The following is a 26,694-nucleotide window of genomic DNA, read 5'->3' as shown; positions in this document are numbered from 1 at the left end:
ACAGCTGTACGTATATAAGTAAATAAAAAAACGGTTCCTCTTGGAATTTATACTTTGAGGGGAAATCCTGATTCTGTTGCAGATTTTAAAGAATAAAACGAGAAATAATCAACTTTTTTATTTCTCGTTTTATCTACATATTTATTTTTGGAAAAACAATCTAACTCCAAATACTAATAATACGGCGCCTGTAATACCCTCTATTGTACGGTTCACTCTTTCTTTTCTTAAAAAAGTTCTTAATTGACGTATGAGTGAGATGTAAAGTAAATACCATATTGCTGTCAAAGTCGTAAATGTGACTCCTAATAAAAGAAATTGGAGGAAATGATTTTGATTACTCACAATAAATTGGGGTAAAAAACTAAGGAAAAATACAGCGGTTTTTGGATTTAAAATTGCCGTAGTAAATCCTTGTCTAAAGCTTTTAATTGCCCCAATATCCTTAGAGTCCATTTCTGCTGAACCTGACATATCTTCTTTTTTATGTAAGGCACTTTTAATTGACTTTACAGCTAAATAAATTAAATAAACAGCCCCAGCATATTTTATAAATGTAAATAACATAGCAAATTTCATTAAGATAGCAGAAAGTCCTAACGTAGCCATTATTGTATGAATCATCATTCCAGATATCGTTCCTAAAACAGTCTTTATCCCGCCATTTTTACCATGCGAGATAGTATTTTTTGTAACTAGTGCAAAACCAGGACCAGGCATGATTATGATTAACATTGCTGTAAGGATAAATAATAGATAATTTTCCATGTTGTAGTATTTCCTCTCCAATTTTTAGTTTTGCTTACAGTATAGCTTTTTTCATTAAAACATTACATATAAAAGACTTGATCAGAAATTTATTTAGGTTATTCGTATCAATTTGATTAACTATTACCCAATAGCCACATTGATAAAACACATGACAAACTTATATATAATTGCAAGCTCAACTCTCACAAAAAACAGGATGAAAAATAAACAGCAGAACTAGTCCACTGTTTACTTTGCCACACCTTCATGTAATTTTTCTGTATAATCCTTTACATCTTTCCAGCTATCTTTCGCTGTATGTAAATCTTCTTTTATAAACGTAAACTCTTCCGGACTAATTCCTTTTACGTTTTGTAATAAATTATTATACTTTGCACCTACTGTATACCATTGATTTGATATGTTTTGTAGTGCTGTAATTGCTGCATCAATTGTTTCTGTCATGTTTGTTGTTTTATTTTTTACATCAGTCAAAATTACGACTTCTGCTTGTGCTCCTGAAATTCTATCTTTTAAATTGGCGATTTCTCTTTCTGCATTTGCGATATCTTTTTTCGCAACCGCAATCATCGGCCCGCCAGCAAGACATGTTATTAGAGCTACGCAAAGTACGCCACCAGCAATGACCATATCATTACTCTTTTTAATCGAATCGTTATATGTATTTATTTGTTGCTCTAGAGCTGGAATACCAGCATTCGTACTTGCCAATATCGCTGTTAACTGATTTGTATCCTCTTTGAAACTATTTGTATCTTTCGCCATTCTATCGCGAAAAGCTTTCAAATTTCCTAATAATCCATCTACCTCATTTTGATTCTTTACAATATCCGCATACAACTTTTCTAAATCCGCTTTTAATTTTCCACTATCCTTTTGATCAATCGCTATTAACATGTCATTATAATACGATTGAAAAGTATTATTGTAATTTATAATATTTTGATCTGTTTTCATAATTTGAGGCTTCATATTATTTAACCAATATGCTGCATTAATTTTTGCATCTCTTTGATGCTGAATCATATTCCCTTTAAATTCACTATTAATCGAACTTATTTTACTTAAATCCGTCTCTTGTTGATTTTGAATTAATTTTGCATATGAATCCATTGCAAATATACTTGATGTCGTTTGTGCCATTACATCTTGGAATCCTGCTGGTCCAAGAGAATAGTTTTTCACATTTTCTTGTAGCACCTTTACATTTTGTTCTGCTGCAAAAGGATGTAAAGGAAATGCGTTACTCGTTGCCACCCCAGCAATCATTACCGCTAAAAGACATTTTTTATAAAATCGTTTCTGCATATTTTTCACCTATTCTCTTTATAAGGATATCAAAAGCTCCTGCTCACAACTGAACAGGAGCTTCAAATCATTCATCAACACTTAACGCTCTAACGATTCGTATTCAATTATGCTTTTTTCGTGTCTACTACTTTAATATCTTCAGCATAAATCTTTTCTGCATAGTCTTTAATGTTTTTCCAGCTATCTTTCGCAATGTTTAAATCTTCTTTAATGAAAACAAGATCGTTTGGACTAATTGAATCCACATTTTGAAGTAAAGAATTGTATTTCGATCCCATTGTATACCATTGGTTTGAAATGTTTTGCAACGCTGTAATTGCAGTATCAATCGTATTTGTTAAATACTCAGTTTGTGTTTTAATGTTCGTTAACCCAGCTACTTCTAATTGAGCAGTTGTAATTTGTCCAGTTATTTTTTGAATTTCAGCTTGTGCATTGTCAAGTTCTTTCTTCGCTAATACGATACCAGCTGTACCACCGCCTACAGCTGCTGCACCACCTGCAATTAATGCGACTCCTAGCGGTGTTCCTGCGCCCGTAGCAATAACTACTGCACCACCAATAATTGCAATTGGTCCTAGAGCTGTCGCAACAGATGAACCGATAATAATTGCATTATATTTACTAATTGCCTCATTGTACGTTGTAATTTGATTTTGTAGAAGCGGAATTCCTGCATCTTGACTAGCTAATATAGATGTAATTTGATTTGCATCACCCTTGAAGTTTTGCGTATCCGACGTCATTTTATTTCGGAATTTTTTCAAGTCTTCTACTAACTGATCCACTTGCGCTTTATTTTCATTAATACTACTTGATAATCTAGTTAGGCCTTTCGTAAGAGTCGCTTTATCTTTTGCATCTACCGCAGCAACTAAAGTATCATAATAGTTTTGGAATTTTGTATTGTAGTTAATGATGTTTTGATTCGTTGAAATAAGCTGTGGCTTTAATACATCTAACCATTGCTTCGCATTTCCTCTAGCTGTATCTTGGTGCTGAATCACTTTTCCTTTTAAAGCTGCATCAACAGTCGATACATTTCCAAAGTTAACATTACCTTGTTTAATAATTGTTAAAGCATACAGATCCATTACTAAAGCATTTGAACCTGTTCTTTCCATTGCATCTTTCAAGCCTTCTGGTCCTAATGAATATTCTTCATAGTCATTATAAGCTTTTGCTACCGCATGAACTGGAGCTTGTTTCACTGTACTTTCAGCTGCATACGTATGAGCCGGCATAATATTTCCTGCTGCAAATACTGCCATAAGTGCTGATAGAGCCATTACTTTATATGGTTTTTTTGTCATTTTTCTTCTCTCCCTATATCGCTAATTATTTTTCTATTTAATGTACTTCAACGTTTGTAACGTAATCTTCAAATTGATTTGTTTGCTTATTCATTTCATCACTTACTTTTTTAATTTGATTAAAATGTTTTTGAAGTAAACTACTGTCTGTATACGTGCCTTCTTCAACATTTGTTTGAATTTGAATCATATTATTATTTAAAACTTTCCAATCCGTTAATAACGTTTCTAAAGTTGTAATTTGACGATCAATTAATTCTGTAAAGCTATTTACTTGATCTTCAACGAATGTAATTTGAGTCGCCTCTGCTTCAGTTTGTGATAACTTTTGAATAAGTGGCAATAACTCTTTTTGCTTTTGCTGAATGCGAAGAGCTGCTTCTCTCGTTTGACTATCTGCAGCATTTACAATTTCATTACTTAAAGTACCGATAGAAACAAAATCGATTGTTTTCGTTTGTGCAGTTTGATTTGTGATTGTAAATACTTGTTTACCGATATTAATAGAACCTTTAATGATTTCTTGAGGTCTATTCAAAATAGTAGTTAGTTCAGCTTGAATTTCCCCTTGAATTCTTTTAATATCTTCTCTTAATTTCACAATATCTCCACTTGATCCTTGCAGTGTTTTTATTGCTTCATCGGCTTTAATTGATAAGTTGTTACTATCTTTGTCTAATACTGTTTTAAATCGATTTAACTCTAATAAATCTTGCTCCATACTCTCTTGGATGCTCTGTACTTGCAATTGTAATTTTCCATATGCACTCATAAAATCTGTTTTTGCTTGCTGATCTTCATTTACATTTCCTGCTAGTTCATAGAGCTTACTATAATAACTATTGAATCTAGTGCTGTATCTCATCATCTCTTGATTTAAGTCAATTAGCTTCGGATTATATTCATCAATCCACTCTCGTACATTCGCCTTTGCAAACTTTTGATGATTCGTTAAGCTACTCATCGCATTTACCTTAATGTCTGGCTGTTGCAAAATAATTAATCCGTATGCTTGAATAAGCGGTGATTGTGATCCTAACATTCTAATTGAATTGGATAATGTATTTGGAGCAATTACATTTTGCGCATATACTGTTTTCACTTCCGTTTGCCCCTCCTTAGCGTAAGCGCTTACAGGAATGAAGCAACTCGTAGATACCGCTGTAACCAATAACCCTGTAATTAAAGTCTTTTTCACTTTAACTCCTCCTATGTATTAGCAACTATTACTATCGCATTTTATTATTCTATTTTCTTGCCCATAATTTGAGATGGTTAAAATAGAGAACGTTCTCAACGTGATCTATGTATGAACCACCTCTCTCGTATTGCTACAGTACTTACTTATCGTCACAAAACATTTCATTATTTTTCATATGTGTTTAGTATGAATAATATTGTATAAATTTTCTATTTCATCGAAATTCCCACATTCACACAGTGAATATATTACATAAAAATATTATTCATTTCAAACTAAACAACATACGTAAATATGAAATTTCATTTTGTTTTCATATAAGTTTTGTACTGTAAGGTCATTTAAACACAGCTGTTTATATATCGTAAAGAAGTATTTTCATTCCCTTTATTTTCAAGCTTTCATGTCCTTATTTCAAAATATAATCCGATTCACTTTATCGATTGAAATATCTACATATCACAACAGAAAACACTACTTTCAAATAACCAATGAAGTTATATTAGTATAATTTTTAACCCCATATGCAATTATGCATAGCATATACACAAAAAGGATAGCTTCATTTTCGCGAAGCTATCCTTAAAAAATTTTCTTATTTTTTCAAATGATATGGAACTGTCGTAATAACAACATTTCTTTTATAAAGTAAATACGCACGTATAAGTAAACTGGATTGATTATGAAGAATGTTATGCCAACCTTTTTTCGGAATGAACTGTGGTATAACGACCGTAACACGGTAATTCGATTCACTTGCCTTATATTGCACTGTATCGATAAACTTAGTTAGCGGCTGAATAATACTTCTATAATGAGAATGTAATGTAACAAGCCTTACTTCAGGTTGCCACTTATTCCATTTCTCCTCAAATTTCTTTTCCTCTTCTCTGTCAAAAGCAACATATACTGCGATAACTTGATCTGCCGAAAGCGATTTCGCATAGTTCAATGAATTTTCTACTACATGCGTCATACCTGCTACAGGAACGACAATTACATTCCCCTCAATTGGAATAAGAGGCTCGCAAGTTTTTAAACTTAATTGATCACCCACTGCATCATAATGCTTCTTAATTCGATGGAATAAGAAGATAATAACTGGTAAGAAAATAAGAATCGACCAAACTTGTGCAAATTTAGTTAAAAAGAACATGCTCATTACGATAAAACTAATAACTGCACCAATTAAATTAACCGTTAATCTTAAAGCCCATCCTTCAGGCTTTTCGCGAAGCCATTTTAATACCATCCCTGTTTGAGAAAGTGTAAATGGAATAAATACACCTACTGCATATAGTGGAATTAAATGTTCTGTTTGTCCTTGGAAAGCTACAATTAAAATAATCGAAGCAACTCCAAGTATAATAATACCGTTTGAGTAACCTAGGCGGTCTCCTCTAATCGTAAACATTCTCGGTATGAATTTATCTTTTGCAAGGTTAACCGCTAATAAAGGAAATGCAGAATAACCTGTATTAGCAGCAAGAATTAATATTAAAGCTGTTGTACCTTGTATGAAATAGTACATGAAATTACGTCCAAATGTTTGTTCAGCAATTTGAGAAACAACTGTTACTTCTTTACTCGGAGTCACTCCGTAATAATAAGCTAAAAATACAATTCCTGAAAATAACACAGCAAGTAATGCACCCATTGCAAGCAATGTTTTTGCAGCATTGTTTGGCGCAGGATCTTTAAAGTTCGGAATTGCATTTGAAATTGCTTCAACACCTGTTAAAGCAGAACTACCTGATGCAAATGCTCTTAGTAATAAAAATAAACTAATCCCTGCAACTGGTGTACCAATTGGCGCATGTAAAGTGGGTGAAACATGACCAGTTAAAATATTATATATGCCCACACCAATTAATATAAATAGTGCTAAAACGAATAAATAAACAGGATATGCTAAAACGGAAGCTGATTCCGTTACTCCCCTTAAATTTAATATCGTAATTAATATAACAAATATAACCGCAATAATTACGTTGTGTGCATGTAAGCTAGGAAACGCAGACGTAATTGCATCTGTACCAGCGGACACACTTACCGCAACAGTTAAAATATAGTCAACTAATAAAGATCCTCCAGCAATTAAGCCTGGATTCATCCCTAAATTTTCTTTTGATACAACATACGCTCCCCCGCCATGCGGATAAGCAAAAATAATTTGACGATAAGATAAAATAAGGGCTGTCAATAATACTAATACCCCAACAGCGATCGGAATGGAATACCAATAAGCGATCGCTCCAACACCTGCTAAAGCAATTAAAATTTGCTCTGGACCGTAAGCAACTGATGACAATGCGTCAGAAGATAAAATAGCTAAAGCTTTCGTTTTATTAAGCTTTTGTTCTCCAAGCTCCGTTGATTTTAACGGTCTTCCAATTAAAAATCTTTTAATAGATGAAACCAATGCTGTCCACTCTCCAATAATTTTGTACGAACTTTTCTGCTTGTTGCAGCCAGTAAACTATTTACTCAGAAAACAAAAAATGTCTACAAGCCATAGCGAAATAGACTTGTAGACATTATTTTTTTTGTCGCACAAGCTCCACCTTCCTTCTCAATATAACGCTTACGAGGTTAGCTGTCGGATTCGGGCCTATGAGTAGCCCTACCTTTTTTAAGGATTCACCCCATCGGATTATGTACTAATCCGTAAAAACGGGTCCCCCGTACCATGCGGTTTCAGCGATTTAGAAAATTGAAACTGTGGATTATAATACTCCTTTATTTTCAAAAAGTAAACAAAAATTTTTAATAAGAAAAAAATTAAAATGATTGTGCATAATCCACTGAGAAATATACATAATGAATACTAAAAAATCCGCAAAGGAGACCCCTATGTCTAAAGAAAAGAAGCCTATTTTTTCCGATTCATATTTAGATGCAGTAGCAAATGAAATTAATCAGTTATATGGTAAACGTGAACAGGAAATAAATTTGACAGATAGAACGAAAAGAAATAAATAATTTGTCATACAAAAAAATAAAAAAGATAGCAATACACTTATATATTGCTATCTTTTTTATTTTTTCATACATCTAATTCTATTACAGATCTGTTAAAGGTCATCTCTTCATACACCTTTAAATTTTGATATATAGTGCCTAATAATGGTGCCGCTATAGAAAATTGCTCTGCTACATCCAGTAAATATCCTTGCAAGTGCTTCCCTTCAATAAACGAACCCTTCTCCATATCACGTTGCATCGATGACTTCATATCATACGAAATTTTATCAATTGTTTTCATATGTTCCTGGGCAATATTAACCTTTATTGGAGCTCCTAATACTTTCATAATTTGTACAGATTCCTCAAATACATTACGGATAAAATCACGGCCGCCTTCACTTTCACGAATTGGTCCAATTGGTGCACGCATTAACGTTGTCACACCGGACATTACAGTAATAAATAAATATTTATGCCACATATCTTGCGTAATATTTTCACTTAAAACAAAACTAGATTTCGTACCTGCAAATGCTTTAGAAATATGCTTTACTCTCTCTGAATTTTGAGACTTAATTTCTCCAAACACAAGTCTGTTGGCAGCGCTAGTTTGTACAATTTCTCCTTGATCGTTTAACGTCGTCTCGATAAAGCATAAACCGCCAAGTACTTTTTCTTCGCCGAATTCTTTTTGTAATAGTGATAAATGAGCGATACCATTTAACAATGGAATGATTACAGTACCTTCGCCAACAAACGGCTTCAAATCTTGAATTGCCTCGTTTAAGTGATACGCTTTTGTTGAAAATAAAATGACATCAAATGGAGAAGTTCTCTCTTCCTTCGTTATTAATTTCGGTTGAAAGGAAAAATCCCCGTTAACACTTCGGATTACAAGTCCTCTTTCCTCTAATTGTTTTTTCCGTTTACTACGAACAAGAAATGTAACATCTTCTCCCTTTTCGACTAATCTGCCACCAAAAAATCCTCCGACTCCACCAGCGCCTAATACTAAAATCCGCATACAGCATCCCCCTTTTCAAAATACAATTTTATAACTTTTAGTATACATAACATTATACATGTCCTCTGCTAAATAAGCTGAATTTTCACTCTCAATCGAGTATAAAACAGTGGTTATTTTCAAATAAATTTGGGCATGTTGTTTCTATAGCATATATGGAAAGGAAACAATGTAGATGGAGGCAATACAAGCAATTGAGGAAAAAGATGTAGCAACAGCTATATTTCAATTTATATTCCCGTTTTCTTTTAAAGCTGGATATGAACAAAATATGTTCCCTTTCTTACAAAAAAACGATTTCCGTCCTTTTCGGCTTGATCATCTCTATGATGAAAATACATATTATGGGGAGTTTAAAGTTTCACATCAAAATATGGAAGCATACTATCTTTCATTTACAAATAAAATTCTCTTTCCTCACTCAGAGCATCAAAAGGGCTTGCAACGTTATTCAAAGGACCTTAACTTAACTGGATATTTAACAACAAACCTTATTTCAATCCCATTCAAGATACACTCTATTGATGTAACACTTTGTCCTTATGAACTTGGCTTCTTAACAATTCGAACAGAAGTAAACACTGCTCCAAACATGACTTTATCTGAAGCAATCGAATTCGCTGCTCGCTTCCGTGTACTTGAAACTAAAAATGATACAAATGAGACTATTTGTATTGAATGTAACGGAAAAAAGTATTCCCAAGTTGAAAAATTCATTTTTGGTTATTTATTTCATGGCGTAACTGATTTCTTTGAAAAGAAGAGATTAAGAAGTTCATACTTTCAAACCTTCCCTTTCTTCGAAGACCAAAGAATGTACGTCCAAACTTTATTGTCACTAAAAGAAGGTATGGAACTTAATGAAGTGGATGTTTATCGTACTTCTAGTCTTTCCGGATTAACAAGTGATGGTAAGCCATATGTGAGTGCAAATAACCTTCCTTACATTCATGACTATTTAAAAAAACACGCTTACCAGAGATGGGCTCCAAATCGTTATTTCATAATGGAAGAACATATTTTTACATGTGTAACAAATGAAGGAGAACGCGAAATCGCTAAACTTGCTAGTCAAATGTACGGGGAATTTTATTACGCTTTATTATTAAACCTATTCCATAAAATTGTTTTATTAAAAATGGCAAACGCCTATGCTGAGCTAAACATTGAACAAGATACTAATGAAATAGAGAAATTAATTTATTCGATCAATTCGTTCACTGCTAATTATTTTTCTTTAGAATTAGTATCCCAATCACAAAGTGAAGATATTTTCTTCCGCTTAAGAAAACTTTTTAATATTGAGGTTCTATACTCGAACGCGAAACAAAATCTTGATAGTTTGTTTAAATATCAAGAAAATGTCGCCTCTAAAAAAGATAGCCTCTTATTATTAATTTTAACGCTCTACTCTGTAGTGGGCCAAATGTTAGGGTTTACTATGATTGACCTTTTAAGAAACACCGATTCAAACAAAATATCGTCACCTCTTGAATTTTTCGCTCTATTAATTGCGATTAGCGGCATTGTCATTTCACTTATTTTAGGAGCCCAAAGTTTATACCAATGGGGTTTACAGCATAAACGAAGAAAAGCTTGGGTAAAACAAACTGTACTTTCTGCCGTTAAAGAGAAAGAAGATAAAAATTAAAGAAAGTTATTTTCAAATTCTTGGTGCGCTGCAGTAAGTGAAATTTTTATCAGCGATTTTCCGATTATATCGGCGCAACTCGAAATATATCAGCGATTTTTAAGATATATCAGCGCAACTCGAAATATATCAGCGATTTTTAAGATATATCGACTTACCGACAAAAACCGACAAATGACAGAACCGTATAATAAAAAAAGGGTGCTCCAAAATTAAACTTGGAGTACCCCTTTTACTATAAGAATTCAGTTTACTTCCCTGCTTCGATTTGCTCTAATGCAGCAGCTACTTGCTCTTCCGTTAATTCATGTTGTATTACGTAGCGGTTACGTGGACTTACACGACATTCATTAGAACATGCACGTAAATATTTCGCTTCGTTTTCTTCAGAACATAAAATTTTCTTATTACATTCTGGATTTGAACAGTTTACATAGCGCTCACAAGGTTCACCTGTAAAGTGGTCTTTACCAACGATAACATGTTCTTTTTGGTTTACTGGTACAGCGATACGCTCATCGAACACGTAACATTGTCCATCCCAAAGCTCACCTTGTACTTCTGGGTCTTTTCCGTACGTTACAATTCCGCCGTGAAGCTGACTTACATCTTCATAGCCTTCACGAACTAACCAACCAGAAAACTTCTCACAACGAATTCCGCCTGTACAATAAGTTAAAATCTTTTTACCTTCAAGTACTTCTTTGTTTTCACGAATCCAATCTGGTAATTCACGGAAGGATTCGATATCAGGTTTAATCGCACCTTTGAAGTGACCTAAATCAAATTCATAATCATTTCGTGCATCAATGATAACGGTATCTTCTTGTTTCATTGCTTCATAAAAATCTTTTGGCTCTAAATACTTCCCAGTTATTTCGTGCGGGTTAATGTCATCTTCTAGACGAAGTGTAACTAACTCTGGACGAGGACGCACGTGCATTTTCTTGAATGCATGACCATCAGCTTCATCTATTTTAAATACGATGCCATCGAAACGTGGATCATTGTTCATTGCTTCCATGTATTTCTCTGTTTGTTCTACAGTTCCAGAACAAGTTCCGTTAATACCTTCTTTTGCTACAAGAATTCTTCCTTTTAATTCAAGTGAATTACAAAATGCTAAATGCTCTGCCGCGAATTCTTCTGGGTTTTCAATTGTTGTGTACATGTAATATAGTAATACTCTGTATGGTTTTGTAGTTGCCAATGTATTTCTACCACCTATCTAATTTTTTAAATCATGTATAAGTTAACGTTCATATCAAAACATATATAATAAGAAAATGAATCCCATTTTCTTTTCTTTATACTATTTTCTATCAGTTAACAAAAATAAAAAACAAGATTACACACCAAAACACTATGGTTATGTTGTAATCCCAATATATTATATATCATACAAATGCAATTCCATCAATTAATATGCTGTATTATCGGCTTTATGTTCACATAAATTTCAAAAACAGCCCTTTAATTCACTATGTTTCCCCACGTCATCACACCATAAACTCCCAATTCATTTTACGTTATCACACCATCCATTGCATAAAGGCATATAATTTGCATTAAGGAAACTTTCGTGTTCAAATGAAATTACCATATAATATATTTAAATGTATTGAAATAATGAGTAAGAATAAATACAATAATTTCATCAAGTTAACATTTTAAAGGGGAAAACTACTATGAATAAAGATATAACAAAAGATGAACATCTCCCTTCTGAAAGTACAACTGTACAATCAGCTCACTTAGCTTTAAGTGGAGAAACAAAAGGCTGGAAAAGACTGTTACCATTTTTAGGACCCGCTTTTATCGCGTCCGTTGCTTATATTGATCCTGGCAACTTTGCTACAAATATCGCAGCTGGTTCACAATATGGATATTTACTATTATGGGTTATACTCGCTTCTAACTTAATGGCTGTATTAATCCAAACTTTATCAGCTAAATTAGGAATTGCTACAGGAAACAATTTACCCGAAATAGCTCGTGAAAACTTTCCAAAGCCTGTGTCTATCGGCTTATGGATACAAGGTGAACTAGTTATTATGGCTACAGATTTAGCGGAATTTATTGGAGCTGCTTTGGGGCTTTACTTACTATTTGGAATCCCGATGCTACCTGCCGCTTTAATTACTGCAGCCGGATCATTTATTATTCTTGAGTTTCAACGTAGAGGATTTCGTCCACTAGAAGCTATTATTACAGGAATGATTTTCATTGTAGTAATCGCTTTTGGGATTCAAGTTTTTTATGCAAAACCAGAATTAAGTCCCCTTCTTTCAGGACTATTTATTCCAAAATTCCAAGGTGTAGACAGTATATTACTTGCAGCAGGGATTTTAGGTGCAACAGTTATGCCACATGCAATATACTTGCATTCTGCATTAACACAACGCCGCGTGGTCGGAACAACTGACGAACAAAAGAAAAAGATTTTTCGTTTCGAATTTATCGATATTATTATTGCAATGGTTATTGCTGGAGCAATTAATGCAAGTATGTTAATTGTTGCTGCTGCACTATTCTTTAAAAACGGCTTGCACGTTGAAGATTTAGATGTTGCTTACACTCAATTTACCAATTTAGTAGGTCCTGTATCGGCTGCATTATTTGGGATTGGACTTTTATCAGCAGGACTATCTAGCTCTTCTGTCGGTACAATGTCGGGTGATATTATTATGCAAGGTTTCATTCGCATGCATATTCCGTTATACTTACGCCGATTTATTACAATGATTCCACCATTAGTTATTATCGCTTTAGGTGTAAATCCAACTTACGCTCTAGTCATGAGCCAAGTCGTCTTATCATTCGGTATTGCATTTGCGCTAGTACCACTTATTATGTTTACAAGTAACAAAAAGATTATGGGTGCACTCGTTAACCACCGTATAACAACATTTATCGCTTGGATAATTGCAGCACTCGTTATCATTTTAAATATCTTCTTACTGTATCAAACATTTGTAGGATAATGAAAAAGGGTATTCCAATTTTAATTTGGAATACCCTTTTTGGATGAAATGATTTTCTTCTAGTTACCACTTATGTATGTCCCTCTTTCCGGCATCATGACACCATTTTCAGTTCGAAAGTAAAGTGGCAATCCTTCCGCAAAAAACATACTTACCTTAGACGGATTTTGCCTTTGATGATGGATATGTAAATGTGGCTCACTTGAACTTCCTGAGTTACCGACTTGAGCAAGAAATTCTCCTTCATTTACACGTTGTCCTTCTCTAACTTTAATGGACCCTTTCTTTAAGTGGGCAAGAATCAAAAATGTCTCTGTTTCATCTATCCGTAAATATATGTAATTCCCTGCCATTGACTGAAAATCATCCAATCCGGGAATTAAATCTTTTTCATCATTATTGATTGATACAACCGTCCCAGAAGCTGGTGCCATTACTTTCGCTCCATATATTCCGTAATCCTCTAACTTACTACTTTTCACTTCAGCAGGTGGAATGAGGATATCATATGCCCACCTTTCATTTGGCTTTATAACATGATAGTTCGTTTCTAACTGATCACCGCCCCAGCCTATTAATGCTCGTTCATTCAAAGGAACACGAACTACTGCTTTAGGACTCATAGATTGTATATCTGCTGGGTAAGCAATTCTACCTATATTAGCAAACCAACCGACAGGCCAAGCTCCAATGATAGAAAACAGAATGATTAAAAATAGCGTTCTATCTATCCGCTTTCTAAAAATGCCTTTCCAAAAAAATATTATTACTGATCCTACCAAGAGGAAAACTGAAATAAAACTAAAAGCCTGAATACTCCACCAAACAAAAACTGATGTAACACCATTAGCTACATAAACTAAGATCCAACTTATAATTAAAAAAGAAACTATAATCACTAATAAAAATTTCTTCCACATGTCGCATCCCTACTCTCATATCCTTTTTCTCAATGATACAAAGTAAAAATTACGACATATAAAAGAAATACTTACGACTTTCTTACTTTTTTATACTGCGGTAATTTCACAGTGAAAACTGTTTCTTTATCGTTACTACGTACAGTTAGATCCCCTTGATGGAGCTCGGCTATACTTTTTGAAATTGCAAGCCCCATTCCTTTCCCACCAGTATAAGAACTACGTGATTTTTCACTACGATAAAATTTCTCAAAAACGTAAGGAAGGTCCTCTTCCGGAATACATTGTCCAAAATTTTTAATTTCTACTTCAACATTCATTGTTTTATTGGAAATTCCAATTATAATTTCCTTTCCATCTTTTCCATACATAATACTATTACCTATTATATTTTCAAATAGTCTCACTATAAGTGCCACATCAACTTCTACATACAGCACTTCATCACTTTTAATATAAAAGCTCATATTAGCATCATCTAATTGTGGTACAAAGCCAATCATGATTTGTTCAATTAATGCTTTCATATCTACTTCATCTTTATGTAATTCAATCTCTCTATAATTTATTTGACAGTATTCTAATAAATCATCTACTTGATGTTTTAATTCATAACTTTTTCGCTTTAATATACTTACATACTGTTCACATTCTTCTCCATTCGAATGGAGTTTATTTCCTAACAGGTCCGCATAACCGATTAAAGATGTTACTGGCGTTCGTAAATCATGAGAAATATTACTAATCATTTCATTTTTCATTTCCTGTGATTTTTTTTCATTCTCGATAGACTCTTTTAAACTTTTGGCCATTCTATTTACATTCGTCGCTAATTCACCAATCTCGTCATTTTTTGAAATAGGTATATGTACTTCAAAATTACCATTACTTATTTCCTTCACGTTCTTATTAATTTCAGACAATCTTTTCATCATTGTTTTTGTCATACATGCAAAGTATGTCGTAGTAAAAATCAAAAAAACTATAAAGTATAAAAATGAATATTTTTCCTCTAACGCATTAACATGACTATATATATTTCCAACTAAAATTTGAAGCACTATTATACTTACAGTCGCTAACAAGATGCTACATATGAAAGCTAAAAAAAATTTCGCCCTAATACCCTGTAAAGATCTAATCTTCAATTTTATATCCGACTCCCCAAACATTTTGTATAAACTTCGGTTCTTTTGGATTCTCTTCAATTTTATTTCTCAATCTTGCAATATGAACCATTACTGTATTATTACTTTCATAGGCTCTTTCGTTCCAAACGCTCTCATATATTTCTTCAATTGTAAACACACGATTCCTTGCGGCTGCCATTAAGTGTAAAATATCATATTCAGTTTTCGTAAGATTCATTGTTTCTCCATATAACATTACAGTTCTCGACGCTTCATCTATTTCTAAACCTCTAATATTTATTTTCTTTTCCATTACTTGGACAGCATTTTGGTTGAAATATGTATACCTTCTTAATTGAGCTTTCACTCTTGCGATAAATTCAATTGTACTGAACGGCTTCACAATATAATCATCTGCCCCAGTACTAAATCCAATTACCTTATCGACATCCGATGATTTCGCGCTTAAAAACATAATTGGTAAACTATGTTTCTCTCTAATCCTTCTACACAATTCTATCCCATCCATTTGTGGCATCATAATATCCAAAATAGCAAGTTGAATACTGTTATTATTTATTATTTCTAAAGCCTCTTCTCCGTTATGAGCACTAAAAACTTTAAAACCTTCTTGCATTAGATTCACTTTTATAAATTGAACAATATCTTGATCATCATCTACAATTAAAATTGAATTTTTCTCCATATACAAACCTCTTTTTGAAATATATTCCACAATCAATTTTATCATAAATTAAAACCATACTCCCCTCTTGAATAATCTTTATTTTCAGACTAGATTATATAATAACAACACATTCTAGTTTCAAAAGAAATGGAGTGAAAGCATGTTTCCTATATTGAAAACAGACCGACTCATTTTAAGAGAACTTACCGAAGAAGATGCACCGCGTATACTACAATGCTTTTCTAATACTAATGTACTGCGCTATTATGGCCAAAAACCGTTACAAGATATTGATCAAGTGAAGCAAATCATTCATAATTTTAAGTTGAGTTACAATGCAAGAAGCGGTATAAAATGGGGAATCGAATTAAAAGACACGAAAGAACTCATTGGTACCATTGGTTTTCACGATTGGTCTTCTGAGCATAAACGAGCCAATATAAGTTATGCCTTTTTGCCTGAACACTGGGGAAAAGGATATGCGACTGAAGCTGTTTCTGAGGTTATATCATACGGTTTCCATACGATTCATTTAAAGCGGATTGGAGCAATTGTATTTCTTGAAAATGAAGCTTCCAATAAAGTACTATTAAAATTAGGCTTTGAAAAAGAAGGCGTTCTAAAAAATTATATGTATCAAGATGATGTCCCATATGATACGAATTTTTACGCTTTATTGAAATCGGTTTAATAGAATTCATGTGTAAAAAACCTTACTTTTAAAAAGTAAGGTTTTTTGTATTTATTCATTAGCAATATAAGCATTCTTATAAGTATAAATACCACCAAATTGATGCTTTTCAATTCCTTTTACATAATCCTTTTGTACATATGCTGAGCCAATATGATAAAGCGGCGCTACCGCAGCATCTTCTAATAATACCTGCTCGGCTTCTCGCAACGCTTCCCATCGGTTTTCCGTATCTAGTACAAAATCCGTTTTCGCTTTCTTTATTAATTCATCGTAATGAACATTAGAATAATTCATTTTATTATTCGGATTCCCTGTCGTAAATAACTCTAAATAACTAATTGGGTCTTTATAGTCAGGTCCCCAATTTGCCATAGTTATATCGTAATCACCTGCTTGTTCTAACTGTAATTTTTGCTTAAATGGCTGTTGTTTAATTTGTATCGTGAGTCCTTGCAAATTCTTTTCTAAATCACCTTTTATATATTCTGCCATCCGTTTTGCATTATCTTGTTCAAACGTTAAAAACTCGAGGTTTACTTGCTCTACTTCAAGCTCTTTTTTTGCTTCTTTCCAAATCTTTTGCGCATTTTGCAAATCATATGAAGAAAGATCTCCGTTTTCTTTTCTAAAATCTTTACCGGTCACTTCATTTACATGACCAACTGGTACAAGCCCACTTGCAGGCTTTGCTCCGTTATTAATAAAGTGAGCAACGAAATCATCTTTATTTAACGCTAATGAAATAGATTGACGCACCTTTTTATTTGCTAACGCGGTATTTTTTTCATTAAAACGAAGCATGGCAATTCCAGGATCACTCGACATATGTAATTCCTTATTCCCTCTATACTTGTCTACAATTTGCGAATTAATAGGTACTCGATCCAAATCTCCGGCTTCATATAAATTTACAGCTGTCATTGTATCCTTTACGATATGAAAGTTTATTTCGTCTAATTTCACTTTCTTTCGATCCCAATATGCAGCATTCTTCTTTAATTGAAACTCTTGTTCATGCTTCCATTTTTCTAATACAAATGGCCCGTTATATATGAGATTACTAGGTTCCAATGCATAATTGTTTCCTTGTTCTTTCAAAAATGATTCATGCTGTGGTAAGTATATAGGTAGTGCTAACAACTGTAAAAAATACGGAACTGGCTGTTCCAGTTCAACTTCTAACGTATAATTATTTATTGCTTTAACCCCAAGTGCATCAAGAGGCATTGTTCCCTTATTAATCTCTTTCGCATTTTTCACATAAAAGAGCATGTATGCATATTGAGATGCCGTTTCAGGGTTAATTGCACGTTTCCATGCAAATATAAAATCATTTGCTGTTACATTATCTCCATTTGACCATTTTGCATCTTTACGCAAGTTAAATGTATATTTCTTACCATCTTCACTTCTTTTAAACGATTTTGCTACTGCTGGAGTAGGCTGATCTTGATCATTTAATACATATAACCCTTCAAATATGTTTTGCATAACGTGTGCTGATGTACCATCCATCGTTTTCGCAGTGTCCAGAGAAGGAATTTCTTCTGATACTGTTACATTTAACACTTGTTTTTTAACCTCTGTATCACTTTTATTCGCTTTATTATTACAAGCTGTTAATAATAAAGATGTAACAAGTGCCATTACCATTAAATGGCTCTTTTTTCGCTTCATGAGTTGTTCTCCTTAAGTATAAAATATTATAAAGCGTTATATATTATAGCAGAAATATGAACAGAAAGATGCGACATTCTTTTGAATATTTATTCGTTCAAGAAAAAAGCTATCCTTTTAAAAGGATAGCTTTTTCAACTGCCACATAATTAGTTATCTTTGCAAACCTCGTTTATAACGACTTGCTTCAAATATAATACGCTCTTCATCTAACGTTTTACATTCGCCATTCCAAACGACACGTTTTCCGTTAATAATTACATCGCTTATATCTTTTCCACTAGCAGCATATACAAGGTGTGATAACACTTCATCCGCTGGTTGTAAATGAGGCTTATTAGACGGATCAATTGTAATGAAATCAGCACATTTTCCAATCTCAAGTGATCCTGTTTGTTTCATCCCGATTACTTCAGCAGCTCCTTTTGTCGCAAGTGTAAGAGCTGTTTCAACTGGTAAAGCTGTTGCATCTTGGTGAATACCTTTTTGTAGTAAAGTCGCTATGCGCATTTCTTCAAACATATCTAAATTATTGTTAGATGCAACACTATCTGTTGCAATTCCTACTTTTATTCCTGCTTCTAGCATCGCTTTTACATTCGCTATACCAGAACCTAGTTTTAAATTACTATTCGGATTATGAGCTACTCGAACGTCATTTTCTGCTAAAAATGCACGCTCATCTTCATTTAATACTACACCGTGTGCAATAACTGTTGGTCGTTTAAACAATCCGCAGCTCGCTGCATATTCTACTGGACGTTTTCCATATTGTGCTTCAATATCACGTACTTCACGCTCTGTTTCAGAAAGATGGATATGAACCATCGTTTGATTCTCTACTGCAATCCGTGCGCACTCTTCTAACAATTCTGTACTACATGTATATGGACTATGTGGTGCAACCATCGTAGTTAACATGCCACTTTCGTTATAGTAACGCTTCACATATTTCTCAGCTTCTTCAATCGCTTTCTTTTCATCGTCTTTCGTTCCGAAGCTAAATAAAGTCCTTGAAACAGCAGCTCGCATCCCGCTCCTTGATACCGTTTCCATAATTGCGTCTTGATCTACTCCAATTGGATTAAACATGTCAGAGAATGATGTTGTACCACTTTTCACCATCTCAAGTAATCCTAATTCCGTACTAGCGACCGCAATTTGGGGAGTAAATTGACTTTCCAGTGGCCAAATTCTCGTCTCAAGCCACGGCTGTAATAACATATCATCGCCAATACCTCTTAGGAGACTCATTACAACGTGTGTATGTGTATTTACAAGCCCTGGTAAAACCCACTTTCCTTTCATATCAATTACTTCATCTACTTCAAAATCATTAGCGAATTCTCCGCTCTTTACATCTATAATTTGATCATTTTCTACAATGATATATCCATTTTCTATCACTTCGTTTTGTTCATTCATCGTTACAATTGTAGCGTTTACATAAGTTGTTTTCAAAAGTATTTCCCCTTTCAACTCTATGAAGTTCCCTTTAATAAGTTACCACCATTATAGTAACTTATTAAAGATTAAGAGTCAAAAGATAATTTGAATTCTTTCGTTACTTTTTCCTTCAAAATGCTATATTGTTTTTCATTTGTATCTGCAAATGCTTCTTTCCGATTTGATTCCACATCCATATAATTCAATTTCCCATTGAATTGAGTCTCTGTAAAATCAAATCTCTGCCCATCTATAAAGTTATAAAAGTGCCATACCTCTCTTACTTTTGTCTTTTTAATTTCTCCTCCATATATGTCTTGAACGACTAGAGCCGTTACACCACACTGTCCCTTTGCTGGGTTTTCAATTGTCCACTTTGAACTCGTTTCAATCGACCACGATTTTATTAGTGCTTCATATATTCTTTTTTCCTTTACATCATCCATTCTAATCTTCCCCTACTATTAATAGTTTTACACATCATATTTCAAAAGAGGCAGTACACGACCCTTAAAGACAGTTGATGGTGTCTCTCCTATTAACTGTGCCCCCATTTTCAAGTAATATCCTTTTGCATTCGGATCACTATCAATCGTAAAACTTTTTAATCCTAGTTCATTGGCTTTTTCTATTACGTACTCCCAAAGTATTTTCCCGTAACCTTTTCCTTTGTAATCAGGATGAATGTACAAGAAATCGAGAGCTTTATCATTACGTAAAAATGAGAAAAAGCCAATCTTCGCATTATCGTTTTCTAAAACATATACAAAATTATTTTTTATGTATTCTTCTGTAATTGTTAAATCTTCCTTACAAGCAAGTATGAATTCTTCACTATAATCCCACGTTGCTTTTGATTGTAGTGCGAATTCACTTAATTCATTTGCTTCACTTAATAACGCTTCTCTTATCTTCATGATTCTTTCTCCTCACCTTCGATATGTAAACTACTAAATTGATTCGGAAAGCACTTCAAAAAACCTTTTTTTTCATAAATTAGAGGTTATTTTTATAAATCTTTATTATAACCAGTACAATTTTTTTAAAGAAAAAGAACACCATCCCTAAAAGTTGGTGTTCTCTTTTTCTAAAATTTAATCTTCAAACTCACTCATTCGTTTTACTATTTCGTACGATACAAACCTATACAGTTTCTACTACCGCTTCAAGCATTGTTCCATTTTTAGCATAATTCGTATGCCAAGAAAAAGCTTTTTCTAAAATATGAGGAGTTTGTCCACCTCTTGTTTTTGCTTCTTCGTAATAAGCACGTAGTTGATCACGATACATTGGATGTGCGCAATTCTCAATAATAAGTTCCACTCTTTCTCTTGGCGCAAGTCCCCTTAAGTCGGCATACCCCTGTTCAGTAACAATAACATCTACATCATGTTCAGTATGGTCTACATGAGAAACGAAAGGAACAATACTTGAAATGTTACCACCTTTCGCAATCGATTTAGTAACAAAGATAGCTAGGCGTGCATTTCTTGCAAAATCACCAGACCCACCAATTCCATTCATCATTTTTGTACCTAAAACGTGAGTAGAGTTAACATTTCCGTATATATCTAATTCTAATGCAGTATTAATTGAGATTAATCCAAGGCGACGAATGATTTCAGGATGATTGGAAATCTCTTGCGGACGCATCATTAATTTGTCACGATATTTTTCAAAGTTAGAAAATACTTGTTGCATTTTCTCTTCAGAAAGCGTGATAGAACAACAAGAAGCAAAATTGACTTTTCCAGCATCCATAAGATCAAAAACTGCATCTTGTAAAACTTCAGAATACACTTCTAAATCTTCAAATTCTGAATCTAACATTCCATGCAATACTGCGTTAGCAACTGAACCAATTCCTGATTGTAACGGCGCTAAACGATTTGTTAATCGCCCTATTTTAACTTCTTCTCGAAGGAATTCTATTAAATGCTGTGCCATAATGACCGTTTCTTCATCCGGAGGAACAATTGTCGATGGCGAATCCAATTGATTCGTAAACACAATTCCCTTTACTTTTTCAGGATCAATTGGAATACCGATTGTTCCAATTCGGTCATCTGTTTTCACAAGCGGAATTGGAAGCCTCTCCCCTTGTTTACCTGGTTCATATAGATCATGTAGTCCCTCTAATTGCGTGGATTGAGCCATATTCATTTCAATAATAATAGACTTAGCATTTAAGGAAAACGCTAAGGAATTTCCAATTGAAGTGGTTGGAATAATCATTCCGTCCTCTGTAATCGCAACCGCTTCCAAAATAGCGAAATCTATATCCAGAACGTCAGCGCGGAGTAACTCTGCTGTATGAGATAAGTGTTGATCCACAAATAAAAAGTCTCCGTTATTAATTCCTTTTCGCATCGTCGCGTCAGCTTGGAAAGGTAATCTTTTCCCTAAAATTCCTGCCTCAGCAAATAATTTGTCTACATCCGAGCCTAAAGAAGCCCCAGTATAAACATTTACTTTAAAAGATTCATCATTCTTAACTCGGTTTACAAGCGCAAATGGGACTGCTTTTACATCACCTGCACGTGTAAACCCACTTAAGCCTAAAGTCATTCCACTTTGAATCCAGGAAGCTGCTTCTTCAGGTGTAACTACCCGATCTTTTAGACGTTGATCTCTGATTCTATCTAAATTATTCTCCATATGTAATCCCTCTCTCATTGAATATTCATAATTATTTTACACATTTACACTATCAAAATAGGGATTTTAGTATACAATAACGAAAATTCAGACAGAACAGCAAATTTAGGTTCTAAAGCAGAAAAATTTAGAATCCTAGAAGCTTACGGAAATAACTAGCGTATGATTGACTAACTGGTACTCTCTCACCATTATCCATCGAAAGTACAAAAGTAGAATGGGTATCAGGATAAATCGCTTTAATATGATTAACATTTACAATAAACGAACGGTGACATCTAATAAATGAATCTTTAGGAAGCAAGTATTCGAATTCTTGCAGAGAGTATTTATGTGTTCCTGATAACTCTTCTGAATTCACATACGTCTTTTTATCTTTAGCCTCTAAATACATAACCTTTGAAAAAGGAACTGGAATCCAGCCATCTGTTGTTTTTAAAGTAACGACTGACTTTCCATCCGTTAAAGCTGGATAAATTGCCGTTACGCACCCTTCAAGCTTTCCATTGTTTGAAAATGGTACAGCCATTCCATGATAAGGAATACCAAAAAAATCCCGATTCATAAACTCAGATGTTTTTTGATTCATCACCATCGCTTTATGAGCAATCGTTCCTTCCTTTATAGGATCCCCAGCGCTAATCTTTAAATCAATTCGTTTACTTGGCCGATAGTAAATATATTCTTTCGTATTCGAAACAGCAATTGAAATTTCATCTGAAAATAATTCACCAACAACATCTAGTAATAAACCTAATGTTCTATCTTCCATTCTATTAACACCTCATTCACTATTATACTACTATTATGAACAGGCATCTGTTTCTTTATAAATAGTTTGATTTTAAATTATTTTTAAAATTAGTTTTATTCACTATTACTTCGTTACTACAAAAAACCTCACTTCAGAAAAGTGAGGTTTCCTCTCATACAATATTTCTTTATTTTTTTAACGACTCTAGAATAAGATTTATTTTTTATTAAGTAAAGTAAATTTAAGAATTTATTGCCCGTATTTCTGTAAAATAAATAATCTCAAACTACAAACAGTTTGGGATTATCTTTCTCATTTATTATGCGCATCTAACCACGAAATTAAATCTTTAAATACTTCATCCTTATTTACTTCATGAAACATTTCATGTCTACCATTTTCATATAAACGTAGTGTCACGTCTTTCACACCACATTTTTTATAGTTTTCATATACTTCTTTTACACCTTTCCCCATATCGCCAACAGGATCACGATCACCAGAGAATATATGTATTGGAAGATTCTTTGGCGTCTTCTTGTATTCTTCTAGTTTATTTACTTCTAATACACCAGAAAATAATTCTCGGTAAAAACTCGTCGTACAAATGAAACCACATAACGGATCCGCAATATATTTATCAACTTGATTATTATCTGAAGATAACCAATCAAATTTTGTACGATTTGGCTTAAAGTTCGAATTGAAGTTTCCGAAAGATAAAAAGTTTAACATTGGACTTTTCGTTTTTGCCCCGCGCAACTTCATTTCGATTGTTGCTACTTTATGACCAATAACTCCTAAAAGCCCTGGATTTCCACCTGTTCCTGAAATCAGAAATCCATCATATAATTCGCCTCTAAGTTGTACAGCACGTCTTGATAAAAAAGAACCCATACTATGTCCAAGTAAAAACAAAGGACTTGACTGCTCTTCTTTTATCCTTTCTGAAACAAAGATAACATCCGATACAACTTGATTCCACCCTATATTTGGTTCAAAATGACCATAATCTTCTTCTTTTTTTACTGTTTTCCCATGTCCTTTATGATCATGCGCATAAACACCATACCCTGCTTCCAATAAAGCATCCACAAATTCTGTATACACCCCTGCATGCTCTGTCATGCCATGTGCAATTTGAATAATTCCTCTCGGATCTCCTTCTGGTAACCACTTACGCAAATAAATTTCCGATCCATCCAATGCCGTAACGAAACTTTCCTGTACATTCATTTCGTCAGCTCCCAACTCTATTATGTATACCTTTAAGAGAAATGAATATCCATTCACTTTTCTTATTTTATATTATATGTAATTGCTTTCATTATGACAAATGATGTATTTTTCAGACTTGCTTTCAAACTGATCTCTTGACGAACCTAAAATAAAATTATATAGTAACTTACATAAAGTAACTATATAATTTTTAGGAGGTTTCTACTATTATGATGCCATCATTATTTTTAGCACATGGTTCGCCTATGCTCGCTATTCAAGATACAGACTATACACGATTTTTAAAAACACTTGGAGAAACATATAAACCGAAAGCAATTGTTATTTTCACTGCTCACTGGGAAAGTGAAGTATTAACGATTTCCTCATCAGATAACGAGTATGAAACAATTTATGATTTTGGAGGTTTTCCCCCTGAGTTATACGAAATCAAATATCGTGCGAAAGGCTCTTCTAGCATTGCATCTATGTTAGAAACAAAATTTAAGAACAAAGGTATTTCAGTCCATCATAATATGACGAGAGGTTTAGATCATGGTTCATGGACACTCCTGCACCGCATGTATCCAGAAGCAAATATTCCTGTCGTGCAAATATCAGTCAATCCATTCCTTTCTGCAAAAGAACAATTTGAAATTGGAGAAGCACTTAAAGGACTCGGACAAGAAGATATTTTAGTAATCGGGAGTGGTGTTACCGTCCATAACTTACGAGCTTTGAAATGGAATCAAACTACACCTGAAAAATGGGCAATTGAATTTGATGATTGGATTATTAAACATATGCAGCATAACGATAAAGATGCATTGTTTAATTGGGAGAAAAATGCTCCTCATGCACAATTAGCAGTACCAAGAGCAGAACATTTTGTTCCTTTATTTATCGCTATGGGAAGTGGTGAAAATAGCGGTGAAGTCATTCACCGTAGTTATGAGCTTGGTACATTAAGCTATCTATGTCTTAAATTTTAAAGAAAAGGATGAAGCAATCATTGCTTCATCCTTTTTTTATTCACTTAGTTAACTAACTTCCAAATGTTGTTTCTCTGATACCTCTTCGTTCTTATTATGAAAATAAACCCAGATACACGCAATAAATAATAGTGATGATGTAGAGAGGAAAACATATTGGAAGCCTGCATGTGCTGCAATTTGTCCCCCGAGCACTGGACCAATCATATTTCCTAAAAACTGAAATGATTGATTATATCCAAATATCCGTCCCGTAACATGGGTTGGTGTATGTTGTTTTAGTAGAGTTTGTACAGAAGGTAATAATCCTGCTTGTGCGATACCTAATAAAAATCGAAGAATTAATAGTTGCCAAGCTGAGGTTACAAATGCTTGCGGGATAAAAATAATTCCTGCAGCAAATAACGCTACAACTAACGTTTTTTGAGGACCGATATGATCTGATAATCTTCCTAGTCTTGGTGCTGCCAAAATAACGGCTAATCCTGTTGCTGACATAACTGCTCCCGCAATTGTTTCAATATGTGCAGTATGAGGACCTACTAAATTTTTCACGTACAATGTAACAATTGGTTGAACTGACATATTAGCAAGTTGAATAATAAATGTTGTTACAAATAAACTAATAATTAAATGCTTCGCTGGGACCATCGTCCATACTTTTTTCGGCTGTGTTTTTTTTGCTTGAGCAGAGTGATTTTCTTCATGCAAGAAGAAAAAAACGATGAGAAAGGAAAGGAATAAAAAAGCTCCTGTAACAAGAAAGACATGACGCATTCCAATTAACTCAGACAAATATCCACCAAGTAATGGACCAAGTAAAGAACCGCTCACGCCACCAGTTGAAATTGTAGAAATTGCCCATCCTGAATGTTCTTTCGGAGTTTCTGCTGCAATAAATGTCATTGCGGTTGAAAGGAAACCAGATACTGCTCCCATTAAAAATCTTAGTGCGACTAATTGATATACATCCGTTACAAACCCCATAAGCGTCATAATAATCGCCATACCGAGGCTAGCACGAATAAGCATCAGTTTCCGTCCATGTATATCACCAAGCTTTCCCCATATTGGCGATACGATCGCACCCATTAAAAATGTTACACCAAATGCAAGTCCCGACCACTGTGCAATACTTGAAGTGCCAGTTACTCCTAATTCCTCAATATAAAAAGATAAGAAAGGAATTACTAAACTCATACCGGCTGCAGTGGTAAAACAACCTAGCCAACAAATCATTAAATTTCGTTTCCAGCTGGCCATTTTCACACCTTCTTTCTTTAGATACCCATTCT

The 26,694-nt window shown here is 33.9% G+C and carries 23 protein-coding genes and 1 riboswitch; of the genes, 5 read left to right on the top strand and 18 right to left on the bottom strand.

The genetic code is table 11. The annotated features are described in order from the left end of the window. Positions 1 to 141: 141 nt before the first annotated feature. From HMPREF2590_RS09705 to HMPREF2590_RS09685, 5 genes are all read right to left on the bottom strand, one after another. Complete coding sequence (locus tag HMPREF2590_RS09705) at positions 142 to 768, bottom strand: LysE family translocator (protein WP_000432987.1); 627 nt, start codon at positions 766 to 768, stop codon at positions 142 to 144. A gap of 231 nt (positions 769 to 999) precedes the next feature. Continuing rightward, a complete protein-coding gene (nheC, locus tag HMPREF2590_RS09700; RefSeq protein WP_001171982.1) occupies positions 1,000 to 2,079 on the bottom strand; it encodes a non-hemolytic enterotoxin NHE subunit C in 1,080 nt (359 codons plus the stop codon). Between the two features lie 107 nt (positions 2,080 to 2,186). Then, positions 2,187 to 3,395 carry a non-hemolytic enterotoxin NHE subunit B gene (nheB, locus tag HMPREF2590_RS09695; RefSeq protein WP_000162975.1) on the bottom strand — a complete coding sequence of 403 codons (1,209 nt, stop codon included), beginning with the start codon at positions 3,393 to 3,395 and terminating at the stop codon, positions 2,187 to 2,189. Between the two features lie 37 nt (positions 3,396 to 3,432). After that, entirely contained in the window at positions 3,433 to 4,593 is a 1,161-nt protein-coding gene (gene nheA, locus HMPREF2590_RS09690; protein ID WP_000751833.1) for a non-hemolytic enterotoxin NHE subunit A, read from the bottom strand. A 598-nt stretch (positions 4,594 to 5,191) separates the two neighbouring features. Then, the gene (locus HMPREF2590_RS09685) at positions 5,192 to 7,018 is read right to left on the bottom strand and encodes an APC family permease (protein WP_000254888.1); all 1,827 of its coding nucleotides are present in this window, start codon (positions 7,016 to 7,018) and stop codon (positions 5,192 to 5,194) included. 144 nt (positions 7,019 to 7,162) lie between these two features. Then, positions 7,163 to 7,309, bottom strand: a riboswitch (cyclic di-AMP (ydaO/yuaA leader). A gap of 140 nt (positions 7,310 to 7,449) precedes the next feature. Between HMPREF2590_RS09685 and HMPREF2590_RS30680 the strand changes: the two genes are divergently transcribed. Beyond that, positions 7,450 to 7,578 carry a hypothetical protein gene (locus HMPREF2590_RS30680; RefSeq protein ID WP_000031873.1) on the top strand — a complete coding sequence of 43 codons (129 nt, stop codon included), beginning with the start codon at positions 7,450 to 7,452 and terminating at the stop codon, positions 7,576 to 7,578. A gap of 64 nt (positions 7,579 to 7,642) precedes the next feature. On the opposite strand, the gene panE is transcribed toward HMPREF2590_RS30680, so the two are convergent. Further along, the gene (gene panE, locus HMPREF2590_RS09675) at positions 7,643 to 8,587 is read right to left on the bottom strand and encodes a 2-dehydropantoate 2-reductase (RefSeq protein ID WP_001221896.1); all 945 of its coding nucleotides are present in this window, start codon (positions 8,585 to 8,587) and stop codon (positions 7,643 to 7,645) included. Positions 8,588 to 8,762: 175 nt separating this feature from the next. Here panE and HMPREF2590_RS09670 point away from each other — a divergent pair, with 175 nt between their 5' ends. Further along, the gene (locus HMPREF2590_RS09670; RefSeq protein WP_000387425.1) at positions 8,763 to 10,238 is read left to right on the top strand and encodes a hypothetical protein; all 1,476 of its coding nucleotides are present in this window, start codon (positions 8,763 to 8,765) and stop codon (positions 10,236 to 10,238) included. Between the two features lie 250 nt (positions 10,239 to 10,488). Here HMPREF2590_RS09670 and trhO read toward each other — a convergent pair whose 3' ends face one another. Further along, positions 10,489 to 11,448 carry an oxygen-dependent tRNA uridine(34) hydroxylase TrhO gene (gene trhO / locus HMPREF2590_RS09665; RefSeq protein ID WP_000246218.1) on the bottom strand — a complete coding sequence of 320 codons (960 nt, stop codon included), beginning with the start codon at positions 11,446 to 11,448 and terminating at the stop codon, positions 10,489 to 10,491. Positions 11,449 to 11,926: 478 nt separating this feature from the next. On the opposite strand from trhO, the gene HMPREF2590_RS09660 reads away from it, so the two are divergent. Continuing rightward, positions 11,927 to 13,222 carry an Nramp family divalent metal transporter gene (locus HMPREF2590_RS09660; RefSeq protein ID WP_001030677.1) on the top strand — a complete coding sequence of 432 codons (1,296 nt, stop codon included), beginning with the start codon at positions 11,927 to 11,929 and terminating at the stop codon, positions 13,220 to 13,222. Between the two features lie 59 nt (positions 13,223 to 13,281). Here the strand turns inward: HMPREF2590_RS09660 and HMPREF2590_RS09655 are convergent, their stop codons facing one another. The 3 genes from HMPREF2590_RS09655 to HMPREF2590_RS09645 form a co-directional block, all read right to left on the bottom strand. Next, positions 13,282 to 14,142: a M23 family metallopeptidase gene (locus HMPREF2590_RS09655; RefSeq protein ID WP_000265535.1), complete on the bottom strand. Its 861-nt coding sequence runs from the start codon at positions 14,140 to 14,142 to the stop codon at positions 13,282 to 13,284. A gap of 71 nt (positions 14,143 to 14,213) precedes the next feature. Continuing rightward, positions 14,214 to 15,314 carry a HAMP domain-containing sensor histidine kinase gene (locus tag HMPREF2590_RS09650; RefSeq protein ID WP_050552124.1) on the bottom strand — a complete coding sequence of 367 codons (1,101 nt, stop codon included), beginning with the start codon at positions 15,312 to 15,314 and terminating at the stop codon, positions 14,214 to 14,216. Next, the gene (locus HMPREF2590_RS09645; protein WP_000414525.1) at positions 15,280 to 15,978 is read right to left on the bottom strand and encodes a response regulator transcription factor; all 699 of its coding nucleotides are present in this window, start codon (positions 15,976 to 15,978) and stop codon (positions 15,280 to 15,282) included. Before HMPREF2590_RS09645 ends, HMPREF2590_RS09650 begins: the two co-directional genes overlap by 35 nt. A gap of 142 nt (positions 15,979 to 16,120) precedes the next feature. On the opposite strand from HMPREF2590_RS09645, the gene HMPREF2590_RS09640 reads away from it, so the two are divergent. Next, the gene (locus HMPREF2590_RS09640) at positions 16,121 to 16,651 is read left to right on the top strand and encodes a GNAT family N-acetyltransferase (RefSeq protein WP_000483972.1); all 531 of its coding nucleotides are present in this window, start codon (positions 16,121 to 16,123) and stop codon (positions 16,649 to 16,651) included. A 51-nt stretch (positions 16,652 to 16,702) separates the two neighbouring features. Here HMPREF2590_RS09640 and HMPREF2590_RS09635 read toward each other — a convergent pair whose 3' ends face one another. From HMPREF2590_RS09635 to HMPREF2590_RS09605, 7 genes are all read right to left on the bottom strand, one after another. Then, entirely contained in the window at positions 16,703 to 18,331 is a 1,629-nt protein-coding gene (locus HMPREF2590_RS09635) for a peptide ABC transporter substrate-binding protein (RefSeq protein WP_000823520.1), read from the bottom strand. 153 nt (positions 18,332 to 18,484) lie between these two features. Beyond that, positions 18,485 to 19,810, bottom strand: coding sequence for a bifunctional S-methyl-5'-thioadenosine deaminase/S-adenosylhomocysteine deaminase (locus HMPREF2590_RS09630; RefSeq protein WP_002004854.1), 1,326 nt, complete (start codon positions 19,808 to 19,810; stop codon positions 18,485 to 18,487). A 53-nt stretch (positions 19,811 to 19,863) separates the two neighbouring features. After that, positions 19,864 to 20,223: a YunG family protein gene (locus tag HMPREF2590_RS09625; RefSeq protein WP_000342912.1), complete on the bottom strand. Its 360-nt coding sequence runs from the start codon at positions 20,221 to 20,223 to the stop codon at positions 19,864 to 19,866. A gap of 27 nt (positions 20,224 to 20,250) precedes the next feature. Beyond that, the gene (locus tag HMPREF2590_RS09620) at positions 20,251 to 20,694 is read right to left on the bottom strand and encodes a GNAT family N-acetyltransferase (RefSeq protein WP_000701894.1); all 444 of its coding nucleotides are present in this window, start codon (positions 20,692 to 20,694) and stop codon (positions 20,251 to 20,253) included. A 226-nt stretch (positions 20,695 to 20,920) separates the two neighbouring features. Continuing rightward, on the bottom strand, positions 20,921 to 22,435 hold the full coding sequence (locus HMPREF2590_RS09615; RefSeq protein WP_000429821.1) for an acetyl-CoA hydrolase/transferase family protein: 1,515 nt from the start codon (positions 22,433 to 22,435) through the stop codon (positions 20,921 to 20,923). Positions 22,436 to 22,562: 127 nt separating this feature from the next. Continuing rightward, a complete protein-coding gene (locus HMPREF2590_RS09610) occupies positions 22,563 to 23,207 on the bottom strand; it encodes a LytTR family DNA-binding domain-containing protein (protein WP_050821765.1) in 645 nt (214 codons plus the stop codon). Positions 23,208 to 23,501: 294 nt separating this feature from the next. Next, positions 23,502 to 24,425, bottom strand: coding sequence for an alpha/beta hydrolase (locus HMPREF2590_RS09605; RefSeq protein ID WP_001102587.1), 924 nt, complete (start codon positions 24,423 to 24,425; stop codon positions 23,502 to 23,504). 212 nt (positions 24,426 to 24,637) lie between these two features. On the opposite strand from HMPREF2590_RS09605, the gene HMPREF2590_RS09600 reads away from it, so the two are divergent. Continuing rightward, entirely contained in the window at positions 24,638 to 25,399 is a 762-nt protein-coding gene (locus HMPREF2590_RS09600; RefSeq protein WP_000982910.1) for a DODA-type extradiol aromatic ring-opening family dioxygenase, read from the top strand. Positions 25,400 to 25,447: 48 nt separating this feature from the next. Here the strand turns inward: HMPREF2590_RS09600 and HMPREF2590_RS09595 are convergent, their stop codons facing one another. Beyond that, positions 25,448 to 26,662 (bottom strand): multidrug efflux MFS transporter, encoded by a 1,215-nt coding sequence (locus tag HMPREF2590_RS09595; protein WP_000179301.1) that lies wholly within the window; start codon positions 26,660 to 26,662, stop codon positions 25,448 to 25,450. Between the last annotated feature and the right edge of the window lie 32 nt (positions 26,663 to 26,694).

Source organism: Bacillus sp. HMSC036E02 (assembly GCF_001836235.1).
Lineage (GTDB): Bacteria > Bacillota > Bacilli > Bacillales > Bacillaceae_G > Bacillus_A > Bacillus_A cereus.
The sequence above is the reverse complement of the archived record's forward strand: the minus strand, read 5'-3'. Positions and strand labels throughout refer to the sequence as shown.

Coding starts and splice junctions, on each gene's coding strand:
- HMPREF2590_RS09705 (WP_000432987.1), bottom strand. CDS start 768: ATGGAAAATTATCTATTATTTATCCTTACAGCAATGTTAATCATAATC.
- nheC (WP_001171982.1), bottom strand. CDS start 2,079: ATGCAGAAACGATTTTATAAAAAATGTCTTTTAGCGGTAATGATTGCT.
- nheB (WP_000162975.1), bottom strand. CDS start 3,395: ATGACAAAAAAACCATATAAAGTAATGGCTCTATCAGCACTTATGGCA.
- HMPREF2590_RS30680 (WP_000031873.1), top strand. CDS start 7,450: ATGTCTAAAGAAAAGAAGCCTATTTTTTCCGATTCATATTTAGATGCA.
- panE (WP_001221896.1), bottom strand. CDS start 8,587: ATGCGGATTTTAGTATTAGGCGCTGGTGGAGTCGGAGGATTTTTTGGT.
- HMPREF2590_RS09670 (WP_000387425.1), top strand. CDS start 8,763: ATGGAGGCAATACAAGCAATTGAGGAAAAAGATGTAGCAACAGCTATA.
- HMPREF2590_RS09660 (WP_001030677.1), top strand. CDS start 11,927: ATGAATAAAGATATAACAAAAGATGAACATCTCCCTTCTGAAAGTACA.
- HMPREF2590_RS09655 (WP_000265535.1), bottom strand. CDS start 14,142: ATGTGGAAGAAATTTTTATTAGTGATTATAGTTTCTTTTTTAATTATA.
- HMPREF2590_RS09650 (WP_050552124.1), bottom strand. CDS start 15,314: ATGTTTGGGGAGTCGGATATAAAATTGAAGATTAGATCTTTACAGGGT.
- HMPREF2590_RS09645 (WP_000414525.1), bottom strand. CDS start 15,978: ATGGAGAAAAATTCAATTTTAATTGTAGATGATGATCAAGATATTGTT.
- HMPREF2590_RS09640 (WP_000483972.1), top strand. CDS start 16,121: ATGTTTCCTATATTGAAAACAGACCGACTCATTTTAAGAGAACTTACC.
- HMPREF2590_RS09635 (WP_000823520.1), bottom strand. CDS start 18,331: ATGAAGCGAAAAAAGAGCCATTTAATGGTAATGGCACTTGTTACATCT.
- HMPREF2590_RS09625 (WP_000342912.1), bottom strand. CDS start 20,223: ATGGATGATGTAAAGGAAAAAAGAATATATGAAGCACTAATAAAATCG.
- HMPREF2590_RS09620 (WP_000701894.1), bottom strand. CDS start 20,694: ATGAAGATAAGAGAAGCGTTATTAAGTGAAGCAAATGAATTAAGTGAA.
- HMPREF2590_RS09615 (WP_000429821.1), bottom strand. CDS start 22,435: ATGGAGAATAATTTAGATAGAATCAGAGATCAACGTCTAAAAGATCGG.
- HMPREF2590_RS09610 (WP_050821765.1), bottom strand. CDS start 23,207: ATGGAAGATAGAACATTAGGTTTATTACTAGATGTTGTTGGTGAATTA.
- HMPREF2590_RS09605 (WP_001102587.1), bottom strand. CDS start 24,425: ATGAATGTACAGGAAAGTTTCGTTACGGCATTGGATGGATCGGAAATT.
- HMPREF2590_RS09600 (WP_000982910.1), top strand. CDS start 24,638: ATGATGCCATCATTATTTTTAGCACATGGTTCGCCTATGCTCGCTATT.
- HMPREF2590_RS09595 (WP_000179301.1), bottom strand. CDS start 26,662: ATGGCCAGCTGGAAACGAAATTTAATGATTTGTTGGCTAGGTTGTTTT.